Source organism: Planktothrix sp., from assembly GCF_046067725.1.
In the GTDB taxonomy this organism is placed as follows: domain Bacteria; phylum Cyanobacteriota; class Cyanobacteriia; order Cyanobacteriales; family Microcoleaceae; genus Planktothrix.
In genome coordinates this window covers 26,336-48,328 of record NZ_JBJUDF010000138.1, presented here as the reverse complement: position 1 = coordinate 48,328, position 21,993 = coordinate 26,336, and the positions used below count along the sequence as shown (strand labels likewise).

The 21,993-nt window shown below is 40.9% G+C and carries 16 protein-coding genes; 8 read left to right on the top strand and 8 right to left on the bottom strand.

Going from position 1 to position 21,993, the window contains the following annotated elements; all coding sequences use genetic code 11:
• Positions 1 to 3,578 (top strand): Calx-beta domain-containing protein (locus ACKPEB_RS07795; RefSeq protein WP_408964305.1); only part of this gene is annotated, 3,578 nt, incomplete at its 5' end.
• Between the two features lie 40 nt (positions 3,579 to 3,618).
• Here the strand turns inward: ACKPEB_RS07795 and ACKPEB_RS07790 are convergent.
• Positions 3,619 to 5,769 carry a polyribonucleotide nucleotidyltransferase gene (locus ACKPEB_RS07790; protein ID WP_408964304.1) on the bottom strand — a complete coding sequence of 717 codons (2,151 nt, stop codon included), beginning with the start codon at positions 5,767 to 5,769 and terminating at the stop codon, positions 3,619 to 3,621.
• Between the two features lie 1,080 nt (positions 5,770 to 6,849).
• Here ACKPEB_RS07790 and ACKPEB_RS07785 point away from each other — a divergent pair.
• Together ACKPEB_RS07785 and ACKPEB_RS07780 are read left to right on the top strand one after the other, a co-directional pair.
• Positions 6,850 to 7,581 (top strand): DUF3120 domain-containing protein, encoded by a 732-nt coding sequence (locus ACKPEB_RS07785; RefSeq protein WP_408964308.1) that lies wholly within the window; start codon positions 6,850 to 6,852, stop codon positions 7,579 to 7,581.
• Between the two features lie 97 nt (positions 7,582 to 7,678).
• The gene (locus ACKPEB_RS07780) at positions 7,679 to 8,674 is read left to right on the top strand and encodes an FHA domain-containing protein (protein WP_408964302.1); all 996 of its coding nucleotides are present in this window, start codon (positions 7,679 to 7,681) and stop codon (positions 8,672 to 8,674) included.
• A 14-nt stretch (positions 8,675 to 8,688) separates the two neighbouring features.
• Here the strand turns inward: ACKPEB_RS07780 and rppA are convergent, their stop codons facing one another.
• Together rppA and ACKPEB_RS07770 are read right to left on the bottom strand one after the other, a co-directional pair.
• A complete protein-coding gene (gene rppA / locus ACKPEB_RS07775; RefSeq protein ID WP_408964301.1) occupies positions 8,689 to 9,372 on the bottom strand; it encodes a two-component system response regulator RppA in 684 nt (227 codons plus the stop codon).
• 113 nt (positions 9,373 to 9,485) lie between these two features.
• A complete protein-coding gene (locus ACKPEB_RS07770) occupies positions 9,486 to 10,127 on the bottom strand; it encodes a glutathione S-transferase family protein (RefSeq protein WP_408964299.1) in 642 nt (213 codons plus the stop codon).
• Between the two features lie 102 nt (positions 10,128 to 10,229).
• On the opposite strand from ACKPEB_RS07770, the gene hisG reads away from it, so the two are divergent.
• Entirely contained in the window at positions 10,230 to 10,874 is a 645-nt protein-coding gene (gene hisG / locus ACKPEB_RS07765; RefSeq protein WP_408964298.1) for an ATP phosphoribosyltransferase, read from the top strand.
• An 11-nt stretch (positions 10,875 to 10,885) separates the two neighbouring features.
• On the opposite strand, the gene ACKPEB_RS07760 is transcribed toward hisG, so the two are convergent.
• Positions 10,886 to 12,634: a putative bifunctional diguanylate cyclase/phosphodiesterase gene (locus ACKPEB_RS07760; protein WP_408964297.1), complete on the bottom strand. Its 1,749-nt coding sequence runs from the start codon at positions 12,632 to 12,634 to the stop codon at positions 10,886 to 10,888.
• A gap of 436 nt (positions 12,635 to 13,070) precedes the next feature.
• On the opposite strand from ACKPEB_RS07760, the gene ACKPEB_RS07755 reads away from it, so the two are divergent.
• Positions 13,071 to 14,924, top strand: a complete 1,854-nt coding sequence (locus ACKPEB_RS07755) for an ABC transporter ATP-binding protein (protein WP_408964296.1) — start codon at positions 13,071 to 13,073, stop codon at positions 14,922 to 14,924.
• A 32-nt stretch (positions 14,925 to 14,956) separates the two neighbouring features.
• Here ACKPEB_RS07755 and ACKPEB_RS07750 read toward each other — a convergent pair whose 3' ends face one another.
• A complete protein-coding gene (locus ACKPEB_RS07750) occupies positions 14,957 to 17,170 on the bottom strand; it encodes a hypothetical protein (protein ID WP_408964295.1) in 2,214 nt (737 codons plus the stop codon).
• 187 nt (positions 17,171 to 17,357) lie between these two features.
• A complete protein-coding gene (gene hslO / locus ACKPEB_RS07745) occupies positions 17,358 to 18,290 on the bottom strand; it encodes an Hsp33 family molecular chaperone HslO (protein WP_408964294.1) in 933 nt (310 codons plus the stop codon).
• Positions 18,291 to 18,445: 155 nt separating this feature from the next.
• Between hslO and ACKPEB_RS07740 the strand changes: the two genes are divergently transcribed.
• Positions 18,446 to 18,829 (top strand): hypothetical protein, encoded by a 384-nt coding sequence (locus tag ACKPEB_RS07740; RefSeq protein ID WP_408964293.1) that lies wholly within the window; start codon positions 18,446 to 18,448, stop codon positions 18,827 to 18,829.
• Positions 18,830 to 18,888: 59 nt separating this feature from the next.
• Here ACKPEB_RS07740 and rsmG read toward each other — a convergent pair whose 3' ends face one another.
• Together rsmG and ACKPEB_RS07730 are read right to left on the bottom strand one after the other, a co-directional pair.
• Positions 18,889 to 19,638, bottom strand: a complete 750-nt coding sequence (gene rsmG, locus ACKPEB_RS07735) for a 16S rRNA (guanine(527)-N(7))-methyltransferase RsmG (protein ID WP_408964292.1) — start codon at positions 19,636 to 19,638, stop codon at positions 18,889 to 18,891.
• Positions 19,639 to 19,650: 12 nt separating this feature from the next.
• The gene (locus ACKPEB_RS07730) at positions 19,651 to 20,334 is read right to left on the bottom strand and encodes an ABC transporter ATP-binding protein (RefSeq protein WP_408964291.1); all 684 of its coding nucleotides are present in this window, start codon (positions 20,332 to 20,334) and stop codon (positions 19,651 to 19,653) included.
• A 173-nt stretch (positions 20,335 to 20,507) separates the two neighbouring features.
• Between ACKPEB_RS07730 and ACKPEB_RS07725 the strand changes: the two genes are divergently transcribed.
• Both ACKPEB_RS07725 and ACKPEB_RS07720 read left to right on the top strand, forming a co-directional pair.
• Entirely contained in the window at positions 20,508 to 21,500 is a 993-nt protein-coding gene (locus ACKPEB_RS07725) for a Sll0314/Alr1548 family TPR repeat-containing protein (protein ID WP_408964290.1), read from the top strand.
• A 12-nt stretch (positions 21,501 to 21,512) separates the two neighbouring features.
• Positions 21,513 to 21,965, top strand: a complete 453-nt coding sequence (locus ACKPEB_RS07720) for a DUF3531 family protein (RefSeq protein WP_408964289.1) — start codon at positions 21,513 to 21,515, stop codon at positions 21,963 to 21,965.
• Positions 21,966 to 21,993: the final 28 nt, after the last annotated feature.

Here is a 21,993-nt window from a genome sequence, read left to right as displayed (position 1 = left end):
CTCTCAGTTTAAAAACTGATGCTGCGACTGAAAGCGATATTACTTTAGAAGCTTTTGAAGTCATCTTTCAACCCTATGAAACCTTTAAGATTGTTGCCGTTCCTCTAACCGTTGCTGATGACGGTCAGCCTGAACCTGATGAAAGCTTTCAGTTAACTTTATCTAACCCCCAAGGCGGAGCAACTCTCGGAGAATCCCAGGAAATCGCTGTCACTCTCCAAGATAATGATGTCAGTTCACCCCCCTTATCTCCAGATAACGGATCGACCGTCGTTATCCCTTTACCTCCATCTCCCTCTGAAATTAGTCTGTCTTTATCTCCCAATGAAGTACCAGAAAATACAGGGGAAAAACTCGTTTATACCTTCACTCGCCAAGGCGGTTCCCTGAATCTCCCGATCTCCGTTAGCTTTACGGTGGGAGGTGATGCCGTATTTGAAGAAGATTATACTGTCACAGGTGATGTAACTTTTAACGGAACCCAAGGCAGTGTTTCCTTCCCCGGAAATGTGACTAGCGCCACCGTTACCGTTGTTCCCATTGATGATGATCAATTTGAACAACAAGGAAAAACCATTGATCTCACCGTTAAAGAGTCCAGCTTCCTGTACACAGCCAATCCCCAACAATTCACCGCCACAGGAACCATTATCAGCGATGACCTGCCACCTGCACCTCCGATTTATAACTTTACTGAGGGTGAATATTTTGTGTTTGAGGGTGATCCTAACATGACTCAAACTGCTGAGATTACGATTGAACGCACCTTTGAGACTGACGTCAAATCAAGTTTAAAAATTTTGCTACAACCTACAGTAGTCAATGGAGGAACACCAGGTGATGATGTAGAACCCACAGAAATCAGCGTGAATTTTTTAGAAGGAGAAACGCAGAAAACCGTTGAAATCCCGATTATCGGTGATAACACTGTTGAACCTTCTGAAGGAATTCTTCTGTCTTTTGATCCAGACAGCTTTGAACCTACGGGCCAGTCAGGAACCGTTCAACCGCAAGCAATTCTCAGGATTAATGATGATGATGGCCCCACAACTTACGACTTCAAACAAGCTTTCTTTGAAACCTTGGAAGGGAATTCCAGCCAAGTCACACAGGCGGTTAAAGTTGGGAGATCTGGAGATATTAATGTTGAATCTTCCGTTCAGGTTAACCTCACTGGAGTGAATGCGGTTCCTAATGTAGATTTTGCCCCAGGGCCAATCAGCGTTAACTTCCAAGCTGGGGAAATCGAGAAAACTGTTCCGATTACCATCATTGGAGATCCAGTACCCGATCAAAACAAAACCATTGGTTTATCCTTCAGTGTTCCCTCTAACGCTCAAATCGGAAATCTTCATCCGACTGCGGATTTATTCATTATTGATGATGATGATGTTCCGACCTACGACTTCACCACTAATGTTTATCAAGTTCGGGAAAATAATAGTAATCTCACCTATAGTGAAATTACGGTCATTCGTTCAGGGAAAGTTGATACAGCCTCATCAGTCACAGTCGATCTGAAGACGGGTGCTGAAAATGGAGCGACTTCCGATGACTATCTTCCCTCTGCAATTCCTCTGGAATTTGCACCTGGAGAAACCAGCAAAACCCTACAAATTACGATTGTTGGAGATGAATTATCTGAATCTAATGAGACCATCGCTTTGTCATTCTCTAACTTTGACAATGATGGACAACCCGGAACAACCGTCCCAGAAGCGATTATAACCATTGAAGATGATGACTCCCCTCCTACCTATAACTTCGTTCAAAGTACCTATGAAGTTGAAGAAGGAGATCAATCCACCAGATTTAATCAAGTCGAAGTGGTTCGCTCAGGTGATATTAGTCAAACAGGTAGTGTTGATGTGATTCTCACCAGTGGTACAGCCATTTCCGATACGGACTTTAAACCGGGGCCAGTCAAATTGACCTTTGGCCCTAATCAAGATACACAAACAGTTCCCCTTGAAATTATCGGAAATGAACGGGTTCAACCGGATCGAACCTTTGAGCTATCCTTTGCCAACTTTACCAATAATGGTCAAAGCGGGGTAGATCATCCCACAACCACTGTTGTGATTAACGACGATGACATAGCAACTCTCAAACTCACCACCACGCAACGGATTGCGACAGAACCGACTACAACTAAAGTTGAAAATGAACAACCTCAAGACGGGGTGTATCGAATTAGCCGGGAACCTGATACCTTTGGAGCGTTAGCGGTTAATCTCAATGTGGTATCGAATCAAATTACTGCTAATGATTATGTTCTCAAAACCGCAACGGGACAAACCATTCCTGTTACCGCAGATGGAACGGCAACTGTCACAATTCCGAATGGACAATCGAGCATTGACGTGATTTTAACTCCTATTGATGACGTTCCGGCAGAAGCGGATGAATCCTTAACCCTAGCTTTAACACAAGGGGAATACACTATTGATCCTCAAGAAAACACTGCAACGGTTACGATTCTAGCCAATGACACAACGGTGACCCAACGGGGAGATACGACCAGTCAAGCACCGGAAGATTATGCCTTAGTGGAAGGATCTCTACGTCAAGCTATTCGTAACGCCGAGTCTCTAAGCGGAGAAGATACAATTACCTTTGTGAACGAAGCTTCAGTGGGGGTGATTAACCTGACGGGTGCTTTACCTGCTCTCAATAGCGATATTGTCTTTGATGGGCCAGGAGCCAATCAACTGACAATTCGTCGGGATACAGGAGGGAACTATAACATCTTTTCCGTCAATGGAGGCAATATCACTTTTGAAGGATTAAAACTCACCAATGGTTTCCCAGAAGGAACAGTTGCTAGTAATCCCAATACCACCACAGGTAGTCGAGGAGGTGCGATTAATATTACTTCATCTACGAGTAATGTTACAGTGCTGGACAGTTGGTTAGATGGAAACCAAGCGAATAACGGCGGCGCGATCGCAAACTCTGGTCAACTCATCATTCAAAATAGCACCATCAGTAACAACATCGGTAGCAATGGGGGTGGGATTATTGTAATTGACGGTCAAGTAGAAATTATTAATAGCACCATTGCTAATAATAAGGCTAATATCGGTGGCGGTATATTTAACTCGGTTGCAGGGTTAATTATTACCAATAGTACCATTGCTTTTAATGAAGCCACTGGAAATACGGGAGGTGTGCGAAATATTGGTGGAGTCAGCAACCTAAAAAACACGATTATTGCCAGCAACACGGCTCCTCTTAACTCTGATGTTGGGGCATCCATTGAGTTTGCTTTCAATAGTGGTGGCAACAACTTTATCGGAGACGGAGACGGAGGAGAAGGGTTAGTTAACGAAGTTAAAAATGATCGGGTCGGCAGCAACACCACCCCCATTGATCCGTTATTAAGTCCGTTACAAAACAACGGTGGAACTACACCCACCCTTGCCTTAGCCAGCACCAGCCCTGCTATTAATGCAGGAAACAATAGCTTTGCAACCCCCTATACCAACCCTGGACAATTTGACCAACGGGGGCCTAACTTTAACCGGATTATTGACGGGATTATTGACATTGGTGCTTTTGAATCTCAACTGTTTTAATGAGTCAGGGCGGGGTTACCCCGCCCCTACAATTGATTGATTATTTAACTGCGGCTGCTCGTGCTGCTGCTGCTTCATCAGGATGGATATTCAGACGAGTCAGATTAATCCGACCTTTGCTGTCAATTTCCCGAACTTTGACAATCACCTCATCTCCCACAGAAACTTCATCCTCAACCCGGGGAACCCGGTAGTCTGCTAATTGGGAAATATGAATCATTCCTTCTTTACCCGGAAGTAATTCTACAAACGCTCCAATGGGGATAATCCGAGTAATCCGGCCCACATAGACATCCCCCGCATTCAGTTTCCGGGTCATCCCTTGGATAATTTGATAGGCACGGGCGGCATTTTCGCTATCCGTTGAAGCAATGGTGACTGTCCCATCATCGTCAATATCAATTTTAACTCCCGTTTCCTCTGTAATTCCCTTAATGGTTTTCCCACCGGGGCCAATGACCAAACCAATCAAATCCGGGTCAATTTTCAGAGTTAACAACCGAGGAGCAAACGGAGATAAATCCGAACGTGGTTTGCCAATTACCTCTAACATTTTTTCGAGGATATGCAGTCGGGCCGGTTTGGCTTGATAAATGGCATCGGCTACCGTTTTCATCGATAACCCGGTAATCTTCATATCCATTTGTAGGGCCGTGACTCCGCTATCCGTCCCAGCGACTTTGAAGTCCATATCTCCCAGAAAATCCTCAATTCCTTGAATATCCGTGAGAATCCGAACTTCATCTCCTTCTTTAATTAATCCCATCGCGGCTCCACTCACGGGTTTAGAAATGGGAACCCCAGCATCCATTAACGCTAAGGTTGAGCCACAAACCGAACCCATTGAGGTTGAACCATTGGAAGACAAAACTTCCGAAACCACCCGAATTACATAAGGAAACTGATCCTTAGAAGGTAACACCGGAACTAACGCTCGTTCTGCCAAAGCGCCATGACCAATTTCTCGCCGTCCCGGTGCCCGCATCGGTTTGGTTTCCCCAACGGAATAGGGCGGGAAATTATAGTGGTGCATATAGCGTTTTTCTTCTTGGGGATGCAAATCATCTAAATCCTGAGCATCTCCCGGTGTTCCTAACGTCGCAATAGACAATACCTGAGTTAAACCCCGATTAAATAAGGCACTTCCATGTACCCGCTTGGGTAAACAACTCACTCGACAGGACACCGGACGGACTTGATTTAAGTTACGACCATCAACCCGCATTCCTTCTTGGACAATTTGCTGACGCATTAATTCTTTGGTGATGTCTTTAAAAATCTGACTCACCAATTTAGAATCTTCCGTTGTTAAAACCCGTAGCGGGTCATCTTCTGATAACGCCTCAATAGGAGCCACCACTTCCCGTTCCTTAATTTCATCCAGGGTGGCATCCCGTGCGGTTTTATCCAGGTCGTATTGTTGCAGAACTTGTTTAATTGGTGCCGTGACGCGATCGCGGATAAACTGTACCAAACCCGGATTTCCTTCTGGGGGTTCTCCTGGTTTGACATCAATTCCCAAATCTCTCATTAACTCTTCTTGGGCTTTGATTAAATCACAAACCGCTTCATAGCCAAAATCAATCGCTTCGATAATATCCTGTTCTGGGAGTTGGTTTGCCCCTGCTTCTACCATGACAACCCCATCGGGGGAACCGGCTACAACTAAATCTAAATCCCCATTCTTGACTTCCCGGTAAGTCGGATTAATAATAAAATCATCTCCAACTAACCCGACTCGCACCGCAGCCATCGGGCCAAAAAACGGAATTTTTGCCAAAATCACCGCTACTGAAGCTCCAGTCACCGCTAATACATCCGGTGGTACCTGTTCATCCATTGACAAGGTTGTCGCCACAATTTGAATATCATCCCGTACCCAATGGGGAATCAACGGACGTAACGGACGGTCAATTAAACGGCTGGTTAAGGTGACTCGATCCGGTGGACGACCTTCTCGACGCAAGAATCCCCCTGGAATTCGTCCTCCAGCATACAGTCGCTCTTCATAATCCACTAACAGGGGCAGAAAATCCACTCCAGGTCTACCTTCGGCGCGAGTCGCAGTCACTAAAACTGATGTATCTCCCGACTCGATTAATACGGCTCCACCTGCTTGCGGCGCCAGTAAACCTATCTTGAGTCGAATATCCCGTCCATCAAAGGATATTGACTTAATGATCTCTTCCATGTATTTTATCTTCCTTCTTCTTCCACGTTTCTCTCTCTGTCGTCATCGTAACACGGTGATGATGATCGCTCAGGAACGTTGACACCTTGGCAGTCAACCCGTTTGTTATGAACAGTGAATCTTTTCTGCCTGGATTGTTGCCTAACTTTGTTACTCTTAATTCCTAGCCACCCCATCATCGCTGTTTTAAGATTCTATCCCTGAGTTGGGAACCCTTGATATAAAAGGGATTTGCCCTTCAAGTTTAGACATTTGGGAAAAACCCCGATTTGACAAACAGAGAGGGAGTTTTAAAGTTGGACTCAGGTTTCTGTTGCTCAATCTCATCTGAACCCTGGATTTAGGTTGATTTCGACTAACTATGAGTGTTTGAGAAACCTGAGTTCAGTTTTTCATTATAGTTCCTGAGCTTCTCAATCCTCTCGATTTGGGTTGAAGTCCCTGACTGCTATAGCGCTACGCTCAAGGGAACTGCGATTGACTGGGAACAGCTTAACTGTAAGAACTGAAAGGGTTTGCTGGATTCAGAAATGTCCTAACTGTCATGCGTAGCGCTATATTCAACGACTGCGGATTTTTCGGTCAAACAGAGGTCACGAGTTGCAAAATAAGCTAAACTAGAAATTAAATCCCCCTGGGGGGGATAAATGTTGTGATATATTGAATGTCAGCACCCCGCTCTAAAGAGACGGGGCTTCATGCCTCTAACTTTGGATAGTTGACCAGCTATAGTCTTAATTGACTACGTTATCGGCAAGTGTTAAAGACCCACCAATGGATGCGAAGCTAGTCCGTTGCTCTGGAACTTAAAAGTTAAACAGTTTTACGAGGGGTAAGACAGTGCTTTTGAGATAGTTACCGACCGATAACATTGGCGAAGCTAACTTTACCCTAGCAATAGGAGTGGGAGAAATCCCAAAAAGACCGGGAATCGGCAAATCAAACAATTTTTGTCGGTTCCCAATCCAATATTCACGGGGAATAAATTCCCCTGAGTCGTGTTTCCTCTCAGGTCTAAAGACGCTGAGTTTCCACACTCCCATCCTACTTTTATGATAATTTACTTCATAAATCTTAAAGATCTTACTCAACATCTTACTAGGTTCTATTTTGACTACCACTCAACCGATTCAATTCACCTCTCGATGGCTTCAGGCGCTGCTGGCTAAAGTTAGACAATCCCAGACTGGGCTAGTGTTTTTAGCGTCTGTATTTCTGGTTTCCGTACCTGTGTTTTTTCAAGCTCCCCTGGTGCGACAATGGCCCGAACTCGCCTTAATTTTGACTCTAGGATGGCTCGGTATCAGTTGGAAATTGCTGAGACAACCTGACACTTGGGTTTGGGGAGACTTATTATTAGGATTTAGCTGGAGTTGGCTGACGGGAGCCATTTATTGGGGTTGGTTACGCTGGGAACCTTTGTTACATTTACCTGTGGAAGCGTTAGGGGTTCCCTTTGCGGCGTGGTGTTTATATCGAGGTTGGGGTAAAGTTGGAAATTGGTTTTATTTGGGTTCCCTATTCGGAACTGCGGTGACAGACGGGTATTTTTATATCACCGGATTAATTCCGAGTTGGCGACAACTAATGCACGTTGAACCCGCCTTAGCGTTACCGATTTTCCAAAATGCACTACAAATGGTGACGACCCCTTGGGGGATTAGTTGGGCTGTGGGATTTGCCTTATTTTTATTTGGGGTTGGGGTTTTCCCATTACAATCTAAAGAACAACATTGGTGGGCGTTTGGGGGAGCGGTATTGAGTACAATTTTAGTTGATAGTTTATTTCTAATTGCAGCGTGTTTAGCGTGAACAAAACTCAATCAGGGGTGCTGAAACAAAAATGTTTATGATGTTAAGTGTGGCTTTTAAATCGTTCCGAGTCCAAAAGTCATCACTTTAACCCCTAATGCCCCTTAATAACTCCGCAGTGACTTGGCAACCGACGCCCCATTTAGTCTTACATACCGAAGGTGGTAATCACTATTTGCCACTGATGGGGAAAACTTACTGGACATTAGGTCGTAATGAAGACAATACCTTTGTTGTGAAAGACCGATGGATTTCTCGAAACCATGCGATGCTACAACGCATGGAAAATGGTGATTTTTTTTTAATTGATTTAGGAAGTCGAAATGGTTCCTTTGTCAACGGTCGTCGGGTCACAATTCCAGTCACCCTTCATAATGGCGATCATATTGTTTTTGGACAAACCGAGTTAGAATTTTATTGTCCTGATATTACTCAGGAAACCGACCCTTTAGAACCCGAATCTGAGGATTTTACTGCAACATTAACCGTGCGTCGCTTAATATCGGTTATGGTCATGGATATTCGGGATTTTACTGTATTAACTCGACAATTAGATGAACGGATTTTATCAGAAGTAATTGGGCGTTGGTTTCGTCACGCTGGACATATTATTCGAGAAAATGGGAGTTGGGTCGATAAATATATTGGCGATGCAATTATGGCGGTTTGGTTTCATGGAACGCAAGGAGTAATGCACCAGGAAATCCTAAAAATTGCTAAGGCTTTAAGTGATTTACACAAAATTACGATGGAATTAAGTCATCTTTATCCGTTGCCTTTTCCATTACGAGTGGGTGCTGGAATTAATACTGGATATGCAATGGTTGGAAATACTGGAAGTGGCGGAAGTGCGGACTATACGGCCTTGGGAGATACGGTGAATGCAGCCTTTCGTTTGGAGTCGGCGACGAAAGAAATTGGCAGTGATATTGCATTAGGAGAAACAACTTATCAATATCTCGCCCAAGCTTGTCCTCAACACCGTTTTAAACAATATATGGTTCATTTGAAAGGGTATGATAGCCCGACCATTACTTATGGGGGAACTTTTGCGAATTTAGATGAAATTTTAGACGTTAAATTAGATGAATAAATTTAATAAAATTATTATTCTCCAAAACGATATCCTTTGCCATAAACCGTATGAATTAAAGGCGTTTCTCCCGTTATTTCTATTTTTCTTCTTAATAAACGAATTTGGGCAGCTAAAACATTACTGCTGGGTTGTTCTCCATCTCCCCAAAGCTGTTGATGGATTTGATGATGGGTTAATAACTGCCCTGGAGAACGCATAAAATAAGCTAAAAGTTGGCTTTCTTTTTCAGATAAATCAATCATTCTTCCGCCTCGATAAGCGAGTTGATTGTCTGGATCTAATTCTAAGTCTGCCACTTGCAAACGATTACAAGGAGTAACCGGAGATTCTGTTACTTGATAACGACGCAATAAAGCCCGAACTCTGGCTAATAATTCCCGCAGTTCAAAGGGTTTCATTAAATAGTCATCGGCTCCCGCATCTAATCCTTGAACTCGATCATCTAGGGTATCTTTTGCGGTTAAAAATAAAATCGGAGTTCGGTCAGATTGCGATCGCAATTCCTGACAAATTTCTAACCCCGATTTTTGAGGCAACATCCAATCTAAAATTAATAAATCATACTGATTTTGACGAGCCAATTCACACCCTAAACGCCCATCAGTTGCAATATCAACCGTATATCCTTCGCGGCTTAATACCCGACTCAAAGGTTCCGTTAATTCTACTTCATCATCAACTAATAAAATTCGCATCAGAAATAGGAAACATGGAATTACGAATTACGAATTACGAATGGGAAGAGTTTTATTAAAAACTAACAAAACCAACAGTTAAAACTCAACCATTAACTGATAACTGATCACTGTTAAAAGTACATCATTTCAGGTTCTAAACAAGCTGCATCAATCCATTGTTGCATGGCAGGAAGCGACCAAATGGTTTTAACATAATCCTGTTCAATTAATCCTAATTTGACATCATAAGTAATAAATCGAGAAACAACAGGAGCAAAGATAGCATCAGCAATGGTAAATTTTCCGAATAAAAATTCACCGCGAGTGCCATAGTTTTGACGACATTCGCGCCAAATAGCACAGATGCGATCAATATCAGCTTGTACCCCTGGTTTCATTCCTTCTCTGGGGTAACGAGTCCGACAATTCATCGGCATTTGTTGCCGTAAATTAATAAATCCAGCGTGCATTTCATGGCTAACAGAGCGAGCATAAGCTTTTGCTTCTAAATCTTTAGGCCATAAATTGCTATTAAAATTCTCAGCAATATATTCACAAATGGCTAAGGATTCCCAAACAGTTAAATCTCCATCTAATAATACCGGAACTTTCCCCGATGGAGAATAGTGCCTGATTTCTTTGTGGGTGTTGGGAGTCCCTAAATCAATCATAATTTCGGTAAAATTAAGTCCTACTTGTTTCAGAACTAGCCAAGGACGCAACGACCAAGAGGAATAATTTTTATTGCCAATCACCAGAGTTAACTGTCCCATAATCTGGTAAATAAAAGTTGGGGTAATAATTGCAGTTTCATCGGATACCGAATGTTCGGCGGACTGTCTTGATCAATCCCAAATCCCTCATTTCTCATCTTTATGATCACTGTAGCACTGCCTAAAGGCGCTTTATTAAAAGACAGTATCCGGCTTCTACAAGCCGTTGGACTTGATTTTAGTGCTTTTTTAGATCCGAGTAATCGACAACTTCAAATTCATGATCCCACCGAAACCGCCAAGGGGCTGTTAGTGCGGGCGCAAGATGTTCCTGTTTATGTGGAATATGGTCAAGCGCAGTTGGGGATTGTAGGTTATGATGTTCTGCGGGAAAAAAAGCCTCAAGTCGCTTCTCTAGTGGATCTCAAGTTTGGCAAGTGCCGAATGTCGGTGGCTGTTAAACAGTCCAGTCCCTATCAGCGCCCAGTAGAATTGCCTCCCCATAGTCGGGTTGCATCTAAATTTGTCCACTGTGCCAGCGAGTATTTTGAGAGTTTGGATTTACCAGTAGAAATTATACCGCTATATGGTTCCGTTGAATTAGGGCCGATTACGGGAATGTCAGAAGCCATTGTAGATTTAGTTTCTACAGGTAAAACGTTACAACAAAATGGATTGACCGAAATTGAGGTGTTGTTTGAAAGTACAGCCTACTTAATCGCTCATCCCTTAAGTTATCGTTTAAATACAGGCGGACTACAGAATTTAATTGCTCAAATTCGAGAAGAATTAACCGTCAAACTGTAAATCGATTCAATTCACTGTTCTAATGTTGATAACGGTTTAGCTGCTATGGCTGCGGAATTTGCCTGAATGAATTGTTCAAACATCCGGGCTTCTACAGGGCGGCTAAACCAATATCCCTGTAAACAATCACATTCATGATCTCGGAGAAATTGTTGTTCAGCTTTTGTTTCTACGCCTTCCGCAATAACCCTCATATTTAAACTATGAGCCATCACAATCGTTGCTTTAACAATGGCTGCATTTTTAACATGAAGGTTCACATCTTGGACAAAACAACGATCTAATTTTAAGGTATCAAACGGGAATTTTTGTAAATAACTTAACGAGGAATATCCGGTTCCAAAATCATCTAAAGATAGCCCAATTCCTAAATCCTTGAGTTCATGAAGCATGGCAACGGAACGTTCAGGATTTTTAACTAAAACACTTTCAGTTAATTCTAGTTCTAAATATTTAGGGTCTAACTCAGTTTGTTTTAAGACTTGCATCACATACCGTCCTAAATTGCGTTGGTGAAATTTAACACCGGAAATATTGACAGCAACAGAAAGTTCAAATCCCTGATTTTGCCATTGTTTGACCTGTTGGCAAACTTGACGAATCATCCATTCATCAATTTCTACAATTAAATCATTTTCTTCAGCAATACTTAAACATTCAATGGGAGGAACCAGACCCCGTTGGGGATGTTGCCACCTAAATAAAGCTTCAGCCCCAATAATTTTTCCGGTTTTTAAGTCAAGTTGCGGTTGATAATGGATAATAAATTCTTCTTTATCTAAGGCATGATGCAGATCAATTTCTAAGCGAAAACGGTCTTGAATTTTTGTCCAAATTTCATTAGTATACACAAAGTAAGAATAGGTTCCCTGTTGCTGGGCTTGGCGCAAAGCAATATTTGCTTTAATCAACAGGTTATCAAAATGATAATCATGTTGGGGATATAAAGAAACCCCTAGACAGCATCCTAACAGTAATTTATAATCAAAAATTTGAATTGGTTTAGATAAACAACTTAAAAGATTAATAGCAATTTTTTCTATTTCATTTTGATCGGAAATCGGAGGTAAAATTAAAGCAATTTTTTCATCTTTAAATTTAACAATAAATCCGGCTCTTTTGAGTTCATCATGAATTCGATTAATCACAGCTTGGACTAGAATATCGCCATAATCTGCTCCTAAATAATCTTGAAACTGTTCTAGGCGATCTAAACTTAAAATAAAGACGGGAACGGATTGTTCGGGTGAATTAATTTCTTTAAGAATTTGTTTAAATTTACTTTGTAAACTTAATTGATCCGATAAGTTAATCTGAGATTCATCCTGTTTATTTCCGGTTAATTGAATCAAGCCTTGAGACTCAGATAATAACACCGAAAAATTCACTCGTTCCTGTTTGTTAAACTGGGCTTGAATAGCGGCTAACAGTTCGGATTTGCTGTACGGTTTGGTGAGATAATCATCCGCACCGAGTTCCATAATCCGACGTAAATTACTCCGTTCATGTTGAGCCGTTAAACAAATAAAAGGAATGGATAAGGTTTCTGGGTTACTTCTTAAATGTTCCAGCACTCCATAACCATCCAAATTAGGCATAATTAAATCACATAAAACTAAATCTGGTTGTTGAGTGTGCAACAGTTCCAGACCGTCTTGTCCATTATCAGCTTCCAAAAGTTGAAACCCTTCCGCATTCAGAATTTTTAGCAAACTCCGGCGCAGGAGAACATCATCTTCGATCACTAGAATTTTTTTCATGGCTTTGATTTGACCTTAAATCAGATTTAGTGTTCCTATAAACTATAAATCCTTTAGTTATTGATTGTCTCTGATTTCAACAAGGGAGGTTTCTTGAAAAAGATAAAAACTATTATATGACTTAGGATAGAGTATTTATCTTTCAATCTCTGTGATAGAAAAAAAATAAATTTGTGAGATGTTACCTAAAAAAATGTGATCGAAATCTCTAGGAATAACTCAAAATTTTTAAAATTTGCGTACTTATACGGATGTTAGCCCTTGGGAAAACCCTATCTCCCTTAAGATAGGGTTTTTAAGGTCACTGTTATTCCTTCCAGCATATCCTAAAATACAGATTTTTCTTTTGTGGGGGATTAGCAATCAACTTCTGCCATTGAGCGTGTTAAACTTTTATGAAGTGAAAATCACTAAATTAAAGTTAAATCGAGTTAGAATGACTATGCTATTTTCCCCCAAAAAAACATTACAAAAACAGAATTTGCGTGAAACAGATTGGCGATTACTGATGCGAATTGCGAAATACGCAAAACGAAATCAGGGTTTATTAATCCTCTGTTTGGTTTTATTAGTTCCTTTGTCAGTTTGTGGTGCCGTTCAACCGATTTTAATTGGACAAGCGATTTCTTTAATCCGTCAAGAACCGACAACCTATCCGTTTCTACAAAAAATGTCTTTATCGGATGGGTTGAATGTTTTAGCCATTGTTTTGTTATTAACCATTATTGTCCGATTTATACTGCAATCCCTTCAAGGATATTATGTACAAAAAATGGGTCAACAAATGACCACCGATATTCGCAATGATTTATTTAATCATGTCACTTCTTTAGCCGTTAGGTTTTTTGATCGCACGCCTGTTGGACGATTAATTACTCGTTTAACCAGTGATGTTGATGCGTTAGGGGATGTTTTCTCAACGGGTGCAATTGGGATTCTCAGTGATTTATTTTCAATTGTAGTGATTGCTATTTTAATGTTAACGCTGCAATGGAAATTAGCTTTAATCTTAGTTTTTATGATGATTCCAGTAACGGCTGTTGTGATTTATTTTCAACGAAAATATCGCCAAGCTAATTATCAATCCAGAGATGAATTATCTAATCTCAATTCTCAACTTCAAGAAAATATGATTGGCATTGGTGTCGTGCAGTTATTTCGTCGGGAACGGTTTAATTCTGAATTATTCTATAGCACGAATTGCCAATATATTAAAGCACTCGATGACACGATTTTTTATGATTCTGCGGTATCGGCAACCTTAGAATGGATTGCCTTGATAGCCATTGCCATTGTGTTGTGGTTTGGAGGAAAACAAGTGGTTCAAGATCAATTAAGTTTTGGAACTTTATCTGCTTTTATTTTATACGCCCAACGATTGTTTGATCCGTTGCGACAATTTGCAGAAAAATTTACAGCGATTCAATCTGGATTAACCGCTATTGAACGGATTAATAATATTCTCAATGAACCGATAGAAATTCGAGATTTGGATCAAATTACAGCTAATCTTTCTGCCTCTAATTCTCATGAACAAAACTCTGTTCAAACAGGAGAAATTCGGTTTGAAAATGTTTGGTTTGCTTACAAAGATGATGAATATGTCATTAAAGATTTTAATTTAACTATTCCTCCAGGGGAAAAAGTCGCCTTAGTCGGGCCAACAGGTGCTGGAAAAAGTTCAATTATTCGGTTATTATGTCGATTATATGAACCCAGCAAAGGGCGAATTTTAGTTGATGGGATTGATATTCGAGAGTTACGTCAAGCCGAACTTCGCCGTCATATTGGGGTAATTTTACAAGATGGATTTTTGTTTGCTGGGGATGTTAAAAGTAATATTACGCTCGGAGAATCCTACAGTTTGGAACAAATTAAACAAGCCGCAGAAAAAACGAATGTTGCTACATTTATTGAACAGTTACCCCAAGGTTATGATAGCGAATTACGAGAACGAGGAACAAATTTATCCAGTGGTCAAAAACAACTCATAGCTTTTGCCAGGTCAGCCATTCGTAACCCCCATATTTTAGTTTTAGATGAAGCGACAGCGAATTTAGATGTGGGAACCGAAGCGTTAATTCAAGACGCATTAGACCGTCTTTTAAGGAGACGGACTGCGATTATTATTGCTCACCGTCTTTCAACCATCAGAAATGTAGATCGAATTTTAGTATTAAAACGGGGTCAAATTATTGAGTCAGGAAGCCATGATGAATTAATCAAAAATAATGGTTTATATGCCAGTTTATATAACTTACAAATGCTCAATGTTTCAGAAAAAAATTAAACCGAGTCTCCCTATTCCCAATTGCTGTTAACTTAAATATCGGTTGCTGGGGTTGTTATAGGTTGATTTAACTCTAGGGACGGTTCATTAGGCGTTTCTGGGGTGGGTGGGGTGGGTTCGGGAGGAAGTTGATACTCTTCAACGGGGGGTTGTACGGATTCAATGGGAGATTGATATTCAGGTTGAGGAGCAGGTGGATTTAACCAATCTTGCCAATCTTGAATTTGAGCTTGGGCTTGGGAATAGGTACTGCTTCCAGGGGGAATTTTTTTTAAAATCCCAATGGCCCCCGGCAGATCATAAGTGGATTGATCTAAACCCAATTGCAATAAGTTTTGACTCCATTGATCAATCAGTTGCTCGACCCGTGACCGTAATTGACTCGATGTTGAGACTTTTTTAGCCATATTAATCGCAGCCACATAGGAGTCTGGAGTTGCTGCTGCGGCTAAGGTTTCTGAATTCTGGAGATTTTCAAGATCCCGTAATTGGGTTTTCCATTGGCGAATTTTGCTGTTAGCCGTGTTATATAAAACAATACCGGGGGTGATTTGTTGGGCTTGGGCGATGGCTTCGGCATAATTGCCTTCAGCCGCTAACTGTTCTGCGCGATCTAAAATTGGTTGATATTCTAAGCGTTGGCTGCGAGTTGTCCATTCAGCAATGTGGTTTTGGGCCTCTTCATATAAAGCCCGTCCGCGAGTAATTTTTTGAGCCTGGGCGATGGCTTGTTTCAGGGAATCTGCATCCCCGAAACGAGCCAACTGTTCCGCCATTTCCAATACAGGTTTATCTTCAATTTCTTCAATGCGGCGTGTCCAACTGACCTGTTGGGTTCTGGCTTCCTGTCCACGAGGATTAGAAACGGGGATGGTTTGGACTTGGGCAATGGCGGCTTTGAGCTCGTTAATTCCTCCCGATTCGGCTAACTGTCTGGCTCGTTCAAGGGTAGCCACATCTGCAATTGCGCCTTGCCAATTACGAATATAATCCTGAGCTTTGAGATAAAAAGGGCGATCTCGACCAATCCGTTGAGCTTGGGCAATTGCTTCTTGAAGTCCAGCAACAGTATCTAATAATGCCGGAGCATGAGCTTTAGCTAAGAGGACAAAATCTTTAACATTTTCTTGTAAATTAGCACTAGCGGGGATTTTATTCGCGATATTAATTGCTTCTTGCCAATTCCCATTTTTGAGGGTTTGTTCCGCCAAAGTCATAATTTTATTGCTGATGGTGGTAATTTCTTTCTTTCCGGCTGGTTTTAAATAACTGTCTGGGGAAAGCTGATCAATTAATTGAGTTGCGGCAATTAAATTATCAACACTACCTTGTTCAATTAAACTTCTAGCTTTCGCTAATTTTTCACTATCTTCGCGGGTAATGGCAATTAAATCGGTAATTTCTTGATATTTCGTGGTAGCCCAATAATTATTCCCTAAATTTAATAATAAGGTTGCTTCTTTAAATGCCAAATTTATTTTTTCTTGGCGCATTAACTCTTCCGTTTTTTGATAAACAGTCTCTGCTTCATCCCAAATCGAACGCCATTGCTCAATACGTTTGGATACTTCGGCAGCGGCTGGGGTATGTTCTGGGGTTTTCTCAGCCGATTGAATGGCTTCTGAAAGCTGTCCAGCTTGGAACATTTCCTCAGCCAATTCCAAAATATCCCTTGACCATTGGGCAATTTGGCGATTAATTTCGGGGCGCAAAGGATGATCTTTCGGTAAACTATCAACTAAATCAATTGCAGTCAATAAATCTTCAACGGTTTGTTTATTGGCGGCAGATTCTGCACAATATAAGCGTAGCGAGGCAGAAGCTACAGGCCAGAAAATTTTCGGACAATTAGGTAATGCAGGTAAGCGAAACAGCAAACCCACCGCTAAGGCTCCAATACCGCCTGGAACCAAAATTAATATCGCGATAATCAGGGGGACAAGGTTAATCGGAATTTTTTTGGGCAGAGTAAAACGTTTTGGCTTTTCCGGTTCTGGTAATGATGAGGTGAGAGAAGGCTGATACAGAACAATCTGGTTAGCTGTTTTGGGGAGTTCCGAAGAACTGGGTTTGGGAGTAGAATCTGGAGGTTGGGTCTTTTCGACCTCCAAACTGGTGCAAAGTTCCTTCAGCCATTCTGCACGACTCTTGCGAACTAGGGAACGAATAGGAATTTTGCCAGAATTCCCAGATGGGGAGCTTGGAGAAGATTGGCTTTGACTTTGTTGTTCTTGGTTTTCACTCATCACAATTAGCCCAAACAGCTTGAAGCAAACTAAGGTCTTAACCCCATTCAGTGCAAAGGGGGAAACAAGGGGGTTCTAGGGTGTTATACCATTGCTGATGCTGAAACAGCAAGGGGATCACTGTTGAGCAGGAGGTCTTGAAGAGCACTCCTGTATCAACCGTCAACCTTTAGCTCTTAACCGCCCTTTAAAATAAAATCGAATTTTTATGGATTTCTAGGGGTTGGGTTTGAAGTTGTAAATCTTCAATCAGTTGGGCGAGATGGTCAGAATTCGCATGGTACATTTCTCCGCAAAATTCACATTTTGCTTCTGCACCATTATCTTTATGAATCATGTCTTGGAGTTCTTCTGTTCCGAACATTTTTAAGGCGTCTAAGACTCGTTCAAAAGAACAACTACAATCAAATCGAACCAGTTGAGATTCCGGTAAAATTACTAATCCCATATCTCCTAATAATTCTTGGAAAATATCGGGTAAGGTTTTATTCTGTCTCAATAAAGGAGTAAACCCGGATAAGGTTTGTACACGGGATTCTAATTGAGCAATTAGAGCTTCATCCGTTGCGGCTTTCGGTAAAACTTGTAATAATAATCCTCCGGCTGCTTGTACTCCTTCTTTATCCACAAATACCCCGACAATTAAAGCGGAAGGAGTTTGTTCAGAGGTGGCTAAATAATGGGTGATGTCATCCCCAATTTCACCGGAAACTAATTCGACGGTACTGGTATAGGGATAGCCATAACCCACATCTCGCACCACTCGCACATAGCCGTTATGACCCACCGCCCCACCTACATCTAATTTTCCAAGGGCGTTGGGGGGAAGTTCCACCTCTGGATGTTCCACGTAACCCCGCACGGTTCCATTTAACCCGGCATCAACTAAAATTCCACCCAAGGGCCCATCGCCTTTAATCCGAATATTGACTCTGGATTCTGCCCGCTTCATGCTGGATACTAGGAGCAACCCTGATGCCATTGTTCGCCCTAAAGCGGCGGTTGCGACATAAGACAGTTTGTGTCGTTGTCTTGCTTCTTCTGTTAAGCGGGTGGTAATCACGCCGACAGCCCGAATTCCTCCATTAGCGGCGGTTGCCCGAATCAGTTGATCTGCCATGTTTACAGTTTTTAACAATTTGTACTGAATTCCATTTTATCGGGTGTCGGTTTAGGGTGTGAGGTGTCTTTCAAAAATGATCGGGCTTTCCCTAGCGTTGCACTTCAACAATTGCTACAATCACATCATCAATTATTAAAAATTGTGGAATTGTTATGCTCGGTACGTTTCAACAGAGTAGTCTCCGTATTGAAGTCAATGCTAAAGAAGCTGATATTCGAGACAGTTTAATGCGTCCGAGTCAGTTACAACAGTGGTTATGGCCTCAACAATTTAGCCCCGGACTTCCTGAACAATTCCAGGCTGGATTAATCTTTACCAGTTCCCTTGGCGTTGTTACGATTCAACATTATGTTGATGTTGCCCAACCTAATTGTTTAAGATTATTATTAAGTCGAGGAATTGATGGATTTCATGAATGGTATTGGGGGGAAGGTTGGGTACAATCTCGTTTAGAAGGCATCTCATTATTACCCTTAAATTTAGGTCAAACGATTAATTTAATGCGGTTAAAAGATTTTTTAGCCAGTAAACAATAATTATCGTTAAGTACCCAAACATTATTATTGACAGATTTCTAATTCCCTGTTCCCTCACACTATAGCGGTTTTTGAGCCGGAACTCCCACACTGCGAGGATATTGTTTAGGAGTGGGTTTAACTTTTTTAATCCAAACACAATGGCGAATTCCTTGGGTTAAAGGAGTGGTAAACCCATCCACAGATTCTAAGATTCCGCCTAATTTTTTAACGGCTGATTGTAACTGTTTTTCTTCTTCCGTTGTCCAGTGACCTCGATACAGAATTCCAAAGCCTCCAATCTTTAATAAAGGGAGAGAATATTCTGCACAAACTGATGGAGGCGCAACGGCTCTTAATAAAGCCAATTGATAGGATTCTCGCTGTTTAGGATGTTGACCAAACGCTTCAGCCCGACCCAACCAAGGACTTGCATTTTTAGAATTGAGTTGTTCTAAAATTGTGGTTAAAATGTTAATTTTTTTTCGGGTAGAATCCAATAATGTCACCGAAGAATCGGGTAAAGCAAAAGCAACAGGTATGCCTGGAAAACCGCCTCCTGTACCAATATCAATAATTTTATCACCCGGATTGATCGGAATTTTACCCGATAATAAGGGGGCAATTCCTCTAATAGAATCCCATAAATGTTTTTCCCAAAAATCATGAGGCTCTATTAAACGAGTTAAGTTAATTTGTTGATTAAACTCCAGAATTAACTCAAATAATTTTTGAAATAAAGCTTGTTGTTCCTCTGTGGGTTGCCAATTTAATGTATCTTGCCAAATAGCAGTTTGTTCGGGTAATTTAACATCAGGCGTTTGATTCATAATAACCTCCCATTAAGCCTTCGGAGAAGTGACGATTTTTTGTGGATTTTCTATTGCCATTTCCTTTAAATCTAAAGCAGTTAAACACCCTTGTTTTAATGACCAACAACAATCTGCTAAACTCAATAAATCTTTAGCATCATGGGTAACAACTAATAACGTCCAATGTTGTTTTAATTTTCCTAATAAATTAATCAGTTGTTGTCGCATTGACCAGTCTAAACCTGCGGTGGGTTCATCTAACATTAAAATATGAGGTTGGCGAATTAATTGTACCGCTAATGCGAGCCGTCGTTGTTGTCCGCCGCTGAGAGAATGAGGCGCTACTTCTAAGGATAAATGGCTCAGTCCGACTTCCTCTAAAGCTTGATGAACGTGTTCTGAACCTAACTCTGGATGACCCAAACGTAACTCATCTAAAATGCTCCCACCGCAAAAATGACGTTCAGGAAATTGAAAGACTAAACCGACAAGCTGTTGTAAGTGTTCTGACGTTAATTCTTGCTCGCGCCAGCAAATATTTCCCTTCGTTTTTTCAGCTAAACCCGCTAAAATTTCCAGTAATGTACTTTTTCCCGAACCACTCGGCCCAATAATAAGTCCCATTTGCTGCGGTGCCAGTTCCAAGTTGACCTGGGTTAAAATCGGATTGTCACTCGCGGCGGGATGATAAACTAAGTTTTTGATATAAAGCATCACAAATAAAAGACAAATGAAATCAGAAGTTGAGCCTAAAAAACAAATCAGAGGTAATGTTTAATGCCCAATACTCTAAATTTAGATTATAACACAATGAGTGGTTCAATTTCGACAATAGGATGACGATGATGATCAATTCTACTTCATTGAAACCTCAAAAATTATCACCAATGCTTAAAAAGATTTTCCTCGGAATCACGACGAGTTTGATTACATTCAGTTCAGGAATTGATTTAACTTTAGCGGCTGATCCCTTCCGTACCACCGATCCTCGTCCCATTGGGAGCCAAACTGAAGCGGCTTTTAAAGCTATGTTTGAGCAAGGAAATTATAAACAAACTCAAAACTATTTAGAAAAAGCTAAATTACAAGAACCTAATGAACCTTTAGTTTATGCACTTTTAGCATATTTAGCTTACCAAAGTCAGGATTTTAATGCTTTAAAAAGCTATAGTGATCAAACCTTACAATCCGCGAAACTGTTAAGTACAAAAGATCCGTTACGGGGTAATCTTTATATAGCAGTAGGATTATTTTTACAAGGAGGTCATACTATCCTAACTGAAGGCACATTAAAAGGCGCACCTAAAGCATTAAAAACTTTGCAAGAGGTGTTAAAATCCTTAAATGTGGCTGAAAAAATTAATCCTAATGATCCCGAATTAAACTTAATTCAGGGATATATGGATTTATTATTATCTTTAAATCTTCCTTTTTCAGATTCTAAAGAAGCAATTGATAAACTTGAAAAACAAGCTAAACCCAGCTATTTAGCTTATCGAGGAATTGCGATTGGTTATCAAACGTTAGGTCAATCAGAGCAAGCGTTAGATTATACAAAAAAAGCTCTTGCTCAAACTCCAAATCATCCCGAAGTTTTGTATTTAAAAGCCCAAATTTTAGCGGATCAGGGAGAAAAACTCAAAGCTGCTACTCCTAATACAATTCCTGCTCAATTACAAGAAGCTCAACAATATTTTAGTCAAGCTTTAAAACAATCTGATCAATTGCCTAAACGATTAGTGGCTCAAATATTCTATGAACAATGCAAAAATTTAAACCGCATTGATAATCAAGGACGACCTTGTGATCCATTGCGCGATAAAATTAAAGATGCTGATGGTCTTTGGGGGCCAATTTCTAGTCAATTACCACCCTTATAATCTGTTATTGTTATGGAAGTTCTGTTTAGAGAATGTAATCCCTTTGATGTTTGGATTTGGCTTCAATTTCAAACCGTTCCTTCCCGCAGTGAACGGGATTATATTGAGGAAATCTTTGATTCTTGGTTCCTATTAGGAAAAATGGGAGGATTTAACGCCGAAAATTTACAGGTTCAGGAAGCGGGTATTGACTTAAGTTATATGATCTATGACGAGTCAATTGTTGATAATAGTATGATGGCATTGATGCACAATATGGGAGAAATTGAATATGAGGGAGTTTGGGCTCGTTGTTGGTTTGATTTAGGAACCAGTGATGCTTTTGCTCTCGATGTTTTAATCAATGCGTTCCGCCAATTAAGTCAAGAATATGTGGTGATTGAAAAACTAATTATTGGCGGTGAAAATGAAGATTGGCCGATTGAAAAAGATGTTTATCAATCCAGTGTTGCTGATTATAATTAGTTAATTCAGGAGGCAGAAAATCTGTCTC

Coding starts and splice junctions, on each gene's coding strand:
- ACKPEB_RS07790 (WP_408964304.1), bottom strand. CDS start 5,769: ATGGAAGAGATCATTAAGTCAATATCCTTTGATGGACGGGATATTCGA.
- ACKPEB_RS07780 (WP_408964302.1), top strand. CDS start 7,679: ATGCCCCTTAATAACTCCGCAGTGACTTGGCAACCGACGCCCCATTTA.
- rppA (WP_408964301.1), bottom strand. CDS start 9,372: ATGCGAATTTTATTAGTTGATGATGAAGTAGAATTAACGGAACCTTTG.
- ACKPEB_RS07770 (WP_408964299.1), bottom strand. CDS start 10,127: ATGGGACAGTTAACTCTGGTGATTGGCAATAAAAATTATTCCTCTTGG.
- hisG (WP_408964298.1), top strand. CDS start 10,230: ATGATCACTGTAGCACTGCCTAAAGGCGCTTTATTAAAAGACAGTATC.
- ACKPEB_RS07760 (WP_408964297.1), bottom strand. CDS start 12,634: ATGAAAAAAATTCTAGTGATCGAAGATGATGTTCTCCTGCGCCGGAGT.
- ACKPEB_RS07755 (WP_408964296.1), top strand. CDS start 13,071: ATGACTATGCTATTTTCCCCCAAAAAAACATTACAAAAACAGAATTTG.
- ACKPEB_RS07750 (WP_408964295.1), bottom strand. CDS start 17,170: ATGAGTGAAAACCAAGAACAACAAAGTCAAAGCCAATCTTCTCCAAGC.
- hslO (WP_408964294.1), bottom strand. CDS start 18,290: ATGGCAGATCAACTGATTCGGGCAACCGCCGCTAATGGAGGAATTCGG.
- ACKPEB_RS07740 (WP_408964293.1), top strand. CDS start 18,446: ATGCTCGGTACGTTTCAACAGAGTAGTCTCCGTATTGAAGTCAATGCT.
- rsmG (WP_408964292.1), bottom strand. CDS start 19,638: ATGAATCAAACGCCTGATGTTAAATTACCCGAACAAACTGCTATTTGG.
- ACKPEB_RS07730 (WP_408964291.1), bottom strand. CDS start 20,334: ATGCTTTATATCAAAAACTTAGTTTATCATCCCGCCGCGAGTGACAAT.
- ACKPEB_RS07725 (WP_408964290.1), top strand. CDS start 20,508: ATGCTTAAAAAGATTTTCCTCGGAATCACGACGAGTTTGATTACATTC.
- ACKPEB_RS07720 (WP_408964289.1), top strand. CDS start 21,513: ATGGAAGTTCTGTTTAGAGAATGTAATCCCTTTGATGTTTGGATTTGG.